This window comes from Streptomyces sp. ID05-39B (assembly GCF_033794725.1).
GTDB lineage: Bacteria > Actinomycetota > Actinomycetes > Streptomycetales > Streptomycetaceae > Streptomyces > Streptomyces bobili.
In genome coordinates, this window is record NZ_JARGEF010000017.1 from 54703 (window position 1) to 61113 (window position 6411).

7 protein-coding genes are annotated in these 6411 nt (G+C 71.5%); all 7 read left to right on the forward strand.

Going from position 1 to position 6411, the window contains the following annotated elements:
* Positions 1-6: 6 nt before the first annotated feature.
* Entirely contained in the window at positions 7-471 is a 465-nt protein-coding gene (gene ruvX / locus P1P75_RS06895) for a Holliday junction resolvase RuvX (RefSeq protein WP_086766753.1), read from the forward strand.
* A 122-nt stretch (positions 472-593) separates the two neighbouring features.
* Positions 594-2279 (forward strand): endolytic transglycosylase MltG, encoded by a 1686-nt coding sequence (mltG, locus tag P1P75_RS06900; protein WP_319252552.1) that lies wholly within the window; start codon positions 594-596, stop codon positions 2277-2279.
* Positions 2280-2283: 4 nt separating this feature from the next.
* Positions 2284-3138, forward strand: a complete 855-nt coding sequence (locus P1P75_RS06905; RefSeq protein WP_319252554.1) for a shikimate dehydrogenase — start codon at positions 2284-2286, stop codon at positions 3136-3138.
* A 178-nt stretch (positions 3139-3316) separates the two neighbouring features.
* Positions 3317-4501, forward strand: a complete 1185-nt coding sequence (gene aroC / locus P1P75_RS06910) for a chorismate synthase (RefSeq protein WP_086766761.1) — start codon at positions 3317-3319, stop codon at positions 4499-4501.
* On the forward strand, positions 4498-5013 hold the full coding sequence (locus P1P75_RS06915) for a shikimate kinase (protein ID WP_319252556.1): 516 nt from the start codon (positions 4498-4500) through the stop codon (positions 5011-5013). The genes aroC and P1P75_RS06915 overlap by 4 nt, the downstream gene beginning before the upstream one ends.
* The gene (gene aroB / locus P1P75_RS06920) at positions 5010-6101 is read left to right on the forward strand and encodes a 3-dehydroquinate synthase (protein ID WP_319252558.1); all 1092 of its coding nucleotides are present in this window, start codon (positions 5010-5012) and stop codon (positions 6099-6101) included. The genes P1P75_RS06915 and aroB overlap by 4 nt, the downstream gene beginning before the upstream one ends.
* Positions 6102-6277: 176 nt before the next feature.
* Positions 6278-6411 (forward strand): Pro-rich N-terminal domain-containing protein (locus tag P1P75_RS06925; protein ID WP_319252560.1); only part of this gene is annotated, 134 nt, incomplete at its 3' end.

The following is a 6411-nucleotide window of genomic DNA, read 5'->3' on the forward strand; positions in this document are numbered from 1 at the left end:
CATCCCATGAGGAAGGGCCGTCGTCTCGCGATCGACGTCGGGGACGCGCGGATCGGGGTCGCCTCGTGCGACCCCGACGGGATCCTCGCCACCCCGGTGGAGACGGTCCCCGGCCGTGACGTCCCGGCGGCCCACCGGCGGCTCGGGCAACTCGTCGAGGAGTACGAGCCGATCGAGGTCGTCGTCGGTCTCCCCCGCTCCCTCAAAGGGGGCGAGGGCCCGGCCGCGGCCAAGGTGCGCGCCTTCGCGCAGGAGCTGGCCAAGGGCATCGCACCGGTCCCGGTCCGGCTGCTCGACGAACGGATGACGACGGTGACGGCCAGTCAGGGACTGCGCGCCTCGGGCGTGAAGTCCAAGAAGGGACGTTCCGTCATCGATCAGGCAGCCGCTGTGATCATCCTTCAGCAGGCCCTCGAATCCGAACGGGTGTCAGGCTCGGCACCGGGAGAGGGCGTCGAAGTGGTCATCTGATCGCGATACGGTAACGTTCCGCGCGATGCGGTGGTCTTCGAACAGCGACCGCACAGAAAGAGGCGGGACGGGAGCCGGGCCCACCAGCCGCGCGACCGCCGCCTCGCGGCTCTAGGGGACAGATGACTGAGTATGGCCGGGGCCCAGGCTCCGAACCGTGGCATCCGGAGGACCCGTTGTACGGGGACGTCGGATGGGAAGGGCAGCAGGGCGACACCGGCCATCAGCCTGCCTACGGCGGCCAGCCGCAGCACCAGTACCCGCAGGAGCCGCAGCAGCAGGCGTACGGCGACTGGAACAACGGCGGCCCCCAGCCCTACGACCAGCAGCAGTACCAGCCGTCCTACGACCAGCAGCAGTACGCCGGCCAGGGACAGCAGTACGTTCAGCCGAACCAGCAGGCGTACAACGAGGGCGGCTGGGACGGCACCGGCACCCACGCCCACGTCCCGTACGCCGCCGACCCCGGTGACCCGTACGGCCAGCAGGCCGCGGCCTACGGTGCCGAGCAGCCCGACTTCTACGGCACCCCCGACGCCTATCCGCCGCCGGAGCCGCCCGCACGCAGGCGCGCCGAGCCGGAGGCGGAGCAACCCGACTGGGACCCCGGTCCCGATCAGGGCGAGCACGCCTTCTTCGCGGGCGGCGGGGCGGACGACGAGGACGAGGACGAGCCGGAGGGGCGCGGCGACCGCCGCGGACGCGGCGGCAAGGGCGCCAAGAAGGACAAGAAGAGCCGCAACGGCTGTGCCTGCCTGGTCGTCCTGCTGGTGTTCGGCGGCGGCCTCGCCGGTGTCACCTATTTCGGTTACCAGCTCTACCAGAATCGTTACGGCGCGGCGCCGGACTACGCGGGCGCCGGAAACAGCCAGACCGTCAGCGTCGAGATCCCCAAGGGTGCCGGTGGCGTCGAGATCGGCCGCAGGCTCAAGGAGGCCGGCGTCGTGAAGAGCGTCGACGCCTTCGTGTCCGCCTTCACGAGCAGCGACGGGGACAAGATCCAGGCCGGCGCGTACATCCTCAAGAAGGAGATGTCCGCGACGAGCGCCGTGGAGATGATGCTCGACCCCAAGAGCCAGGCCAACGTCGTGGTCACGCCCGGTCAGCGCAACATCTCCGTCTACAAGATGATCGACACCAAGCTCGGCCTCACCGCCGGCACCACCAGGGGCGTCGCCGAGAAGGACTTCAAGACTCTCGGCCTGCCCGACTGGGCCAACGCCGACGGCGACATCAAGGACCCGCTGGAGGGCTTCCTCTACCCGGGTACCTATCCCGCGGCCAAGGGCATGAAGCCCGCCTCGGTGCTCAAGGAGATGGTCGGGGCGGCCGACGCGGCCTACGGCAAGTTCGACCTCGACGCCAAGGCCAAGGCCCTGAACCTGGAGGACCCGCTCCAGGTCATCACCGTCGCCAGCATGGTCCAGGCGGAGGGCAAGACGCACGACGACTTCCGCAAGATGGCCGAGGTGATCTACAACCGCCTCAAGCCGACGAACACCCAGACCAACCAGTTGCTCCAGTTCGACTCGACCTTCAACTACCTGAAGAACGAGAGCAACATCCACATCAGCGAGTCCGAGATCAACAAGAATCAGGACCCGTACAACACGTACACCCAGAAGGGCCTGCCGCCGGGACCGATCGGCAGTCCCGGGGCCGAGGCGCTCGCGGCGGCGCTGAATCCGACGAGCGAGGGCTGGCTCTACTTCGTGGCGACCGACGGCGAGAACAACACGGAGTTCGCCAAGACCTACGCGGAGTTCGAAAGGCTCAAGGACAAGTTCAACGAGAGCGCCGGTAACTGAGGTCATGACCGACATCACCACGGGCGGGCCCACCCACCGACACCGGGCCGCGGTGCTCGGCAGCCCCGTCGCCCACTCCCTCTCCCCGGTGCTGCACCGCGCTGCCTACCAGGCGCTGGACCTCCCGGAGTGGACGTACGACCGCTTCGACGTGGACGAGGCGGCGCTGCCCTCCTTCGTCGAGGGGCTCGGAACCGAGTGGGCGGGGCTGTCGCTGACCATGCCGCTCAAGCGCGCGGTCATCCCGCTGCTGGACGAGATCAGCGAGACGGCGGCTTCCGTCGAGGCGGTCAACACCCTGGTGTTCACCGAGGACGGCCGCCGCGTCGGCGACAACACCGACATCCCCGGCATGGTCGCCGCCCTGCGTGAGCACGGAGTCGAGCAGGTCGACTCGGCCGCCGTCCTGGGCGCCGGTGCCACCGCCTCCTCCGCGCTGGCCGCGATGTCCCGCGTCTGCACCGGCGAGGTAGTGGTCTATGTGCGCAGCGATGCCCGTGCCGCTCAGATGCGCGAGTGGGGCGAGCGCCTCGACGTCGACGTCCGTACGGCCGGCTGGGAGGACGCGGCCGAGGCGCTGCGCGCGCCGCTGGTGATCGCCACCACGCCCGCGGGCACCACCGACGCGCTCGCCACCGCCGTACCGGAGCGGCCCGCCACCCTCTTCGACGTGCTGTACGACCCCTGGCCGACCGAGCTGGCCGCCCGCTGGTCGATGTTCGGCGGAGCCGTCGTGAGCGGCCTCGATCTGCTGGTGCACCAGGCGGTGCTCCAGGTGGAGCGGATGACCGGGCGCACCCCGGCGCCCGTGGACGCGATGCGCAAGGCGGGGGAGCACGCGCTCGCCGCCCGCCGGTAGCGGGATCCAGGGTCCGGGAGCGCCGGCCGTCCGCCAGATGGACCGGCGGCCGGATCCGTGCCGCGGACGTGGGAGGATCGGGGGTGGCGGACCAGGGTCGCGCACCCGGTCGCGCCGTTGCCGTACGCGAGGACGCGCGTACGCGGGGCAGTACCAGGCGCGAGACTGAGGAGCACCGTTGAGCAGGTTGCGCTGGCTGACCGCGGGGGAGTCCCACGGTCCCGCACTCGTGGCGACGCTGGAGGGCCTTCCCGCCGGCGTGCCGATCACCACGGACATGGTCGCGGACCATCTGGCGAGGCGCCGGCTCGGCTATGGGCGCGGTGCGCGGATGAAGTTCGAGCGGGACGAGGTGACCTTCCTCGGCGGTGTCCGTCACGGACTCACTCTCGGTTCCCCGGTCGCGGTCATGGTGGGCAACACCGAGTGGCCGAAGTGGGACCAGATCATGGCGGCCGACCCGGTCGACCCCGAGGTGCTCGCCGGGCTCGCCCGCAACGCGCCGCTGACCCGCCCCCGCCCAGGCCACGCCGATCTGGCCGGCATGCAGAAGTACGGCTTCGACGAGGCCCGCCCGATCCTGGAGCGCGCCTCCGCGCGCGAGACGGCCGCCCGCGTCGCCCTCGGCGCCGTGGCCCGGTCGTACCTGAAGGAGACGGCCGGCATCGAGATCGTGTCGCACGTCGTGGAGATCGCCGCCGCCAAGGCGCCGTACGGCGTGTACCCGACCCCCGCCGACGTCGAGAAGCTGGACGCCGACCCGGTGCGCTGCCTGGACGCGGACGCGTCGAAGGCGATGGTCGCGGAGATCGACCAGGCCCACAAGGACGGCGACACCCTCGGCGGCGTCGTCGAGGTGCTCGCGTACGACGTGCCGGTGGGCCTGGGCTCGCACGTGCACTGGGACCGCAAGCTGGACGCCCGCCTCGCCGGTGCCCTCATGGGCATCCAAGCGATCAAGGGCGTCGAGGTCGGCGACGGCTTCGGCCTCGCGCGCGTGCCCGGTTCGCAGGCGCACGACGAGATCGTCAGCACCCCCGAGGGCATCCGCCGCACCTCCGGCCGGGCCGGCGGCACCGAGGGCGGTCTGTCCACCGGCGAGCTGCTGCGGGTGCGCGCCGCCATGAAGCCGATCGCCACCGTGCCGCGTGCCCTGCGGACCGTGGACGTGGCCACCGGCGAGGCGACGCAGGCCCACCACCAGCGCTCCGACGTCTGCGCGGTCCCGGCGGCCGGCATCGTCGCCGAGGCGATGGTGGCGCTGGTCCTCGCGGACGCCGTCGCGGAGAAGTTCGGCGGCGACAGCGTCGCCGAGACCCGCCGCAACGTGCGGTCGTACCTCGACAACCTCCCGGTCCGATGAGCGGGCCGCTGGTCGTCCTGGTCGGGCCGATGGGCGTGGGCAAGTCGACCGTCGGGCAGCAGCTGGCCGACCGGCTCGGCGTCGCCTACCGCGACACCGACGACGACATCGTCGCCGCAGAGGGCCGCAGCATCGCCGACATCTTCGTCGAGGAGGGCGAGCCCGCCTTCCGTGCCGTCGAGAAGGCGGCCGTGCTGCGCGCGCTCGCCGGGCACGACGGAGTCCTGGCGCTGGGCGGCGGCTCGATCCTCGACGAGGAGACGCGCGGCCTGCTGGCCGGGCAGCGCGTGGTCTACCTGTCGATGGACGTCGAGGAGGCCGTGAAGCGCACCGGCCTCAACGCGGCCCGTCCGCTGCTCGCCGTCAACCCGCGCAAGCAGTGGCGCGAGCTGATGGAGGCCCGTCGGCACCTCTACGAGTCGGTCGCCACGGCGGTCGTGCCGACGGACGGCCGTACGCCCGAAGAGGTCACGCAGGCAGTCCTTGACGCCCTGGAGTTGAAGCAAGCATGAGTGAGGCAGTGACGCGGATCCGGGTCGACGGCAGCGCCGGCTCCGAGCCGTACGAGGTGCTGGTCGGCCGTCAGCTCCTCGGCGAGCTGGGCGCTCTGATCGGCGACCGCGTCAAGCGGGTCGCCGTGATCCACCCCGAGGCGCTCGCCGACACCGGCGAAGCGCTCCGTGCCGACCTGGCCGAACAGGGCTTCGAGGCGGTCGCCATCCAGGTGCCCAACGCGGAGGAGGCCAAGACCGCCGAGGTCGCGGCCTACTGCTGGAAGGCGCTCGGCCAGTCCGGATTCACCCGCACGGACGTCGTGGTGGGCGTCGGCGGCGGCTCGACCACGGACCTCGCCGGTTTCGTGGCCGCCACCTGGCTGCGCGGGGTGCGCTGGATCGCCATCCCGACCACCGTGCTCGCCATGGTGGACGCGGCCGTCGGCGGCAAGACCGGCATCAACACCGCCGAGGGCAAGAACCTCGTCGGCGCCTTCCACCCCCCGGCGGGCGTGCTCTGCGACCTGGCCGCGCTGGACTCCCTCCCGGCCCACGACTACGTCTCCGGGCTCGCCGAGGTCATCAAGGCCGGCTTCATCGCCGACCCGGTGATCCTCGACCTCATCGAGTCCGACCCCGAGGCCACGCGCACCCCGGCCGGCCCGCACACCTCCGAGCTGATCGAGCGCTCCATCAGGGTCAAGGCGGACGTCGTCTCCTCCGACCTCAAGGAGTCGGGCCTGCGCGAGATCCTCAACTACGGCCACACGCTCGCCCACGCCATCGAGAAGAACGAGCGCTACAAGTGGCGGCACGGCGCCGCCGTCTCGGTCGGCCTGCACTTCGCCGCCGAGCTGGGGCGCCTGGCCGGCCGGCTGGACGACGCCACGGCCGACCGCCACCGCACCGTCCTGGAGTCGGTCGGGCTGCCGTTGCGCTACCGCCACGACCAGTGGCCGAAGCTGCTGGAGAACATGAAGGTCGACAAGAAGTCGCGCGGCGACCTCCTGCGCTTCATCGTCCTCGACGGCCTGGCCAAGCCCACCGTTCTCGAAGGCCCGGACCCGGCGGTTCTGCTCGCCGCGTACGGCGAGGTCGCCGAGTAGTCCGCAGTACGTCCGCAGGGGTCCCTTCCGTCCGATTCGCCTTCCGTACCGGGCACTTCACACCGCCCCCGGCCGTTCACCAAAGGACGGCAGGGGGCGGTACCGTTCGGTGGGAAGTGAGGGCCCGCACCCTCGCGGCCAGCGTCAATCGCCTGTACGAGACGGAGTGGCACCGGATGCAGCACGCAGTGGGTTCTCCGCTGCCGCCGCCCCATCAGCCGGGGCAGGGACCGGCCGCAGGCTGGTCGCCGGCCGCACAACACCCGGGAGCGCACCAGCCCGGCGGCACCCCCCGGCGCGGCCCCGTGCC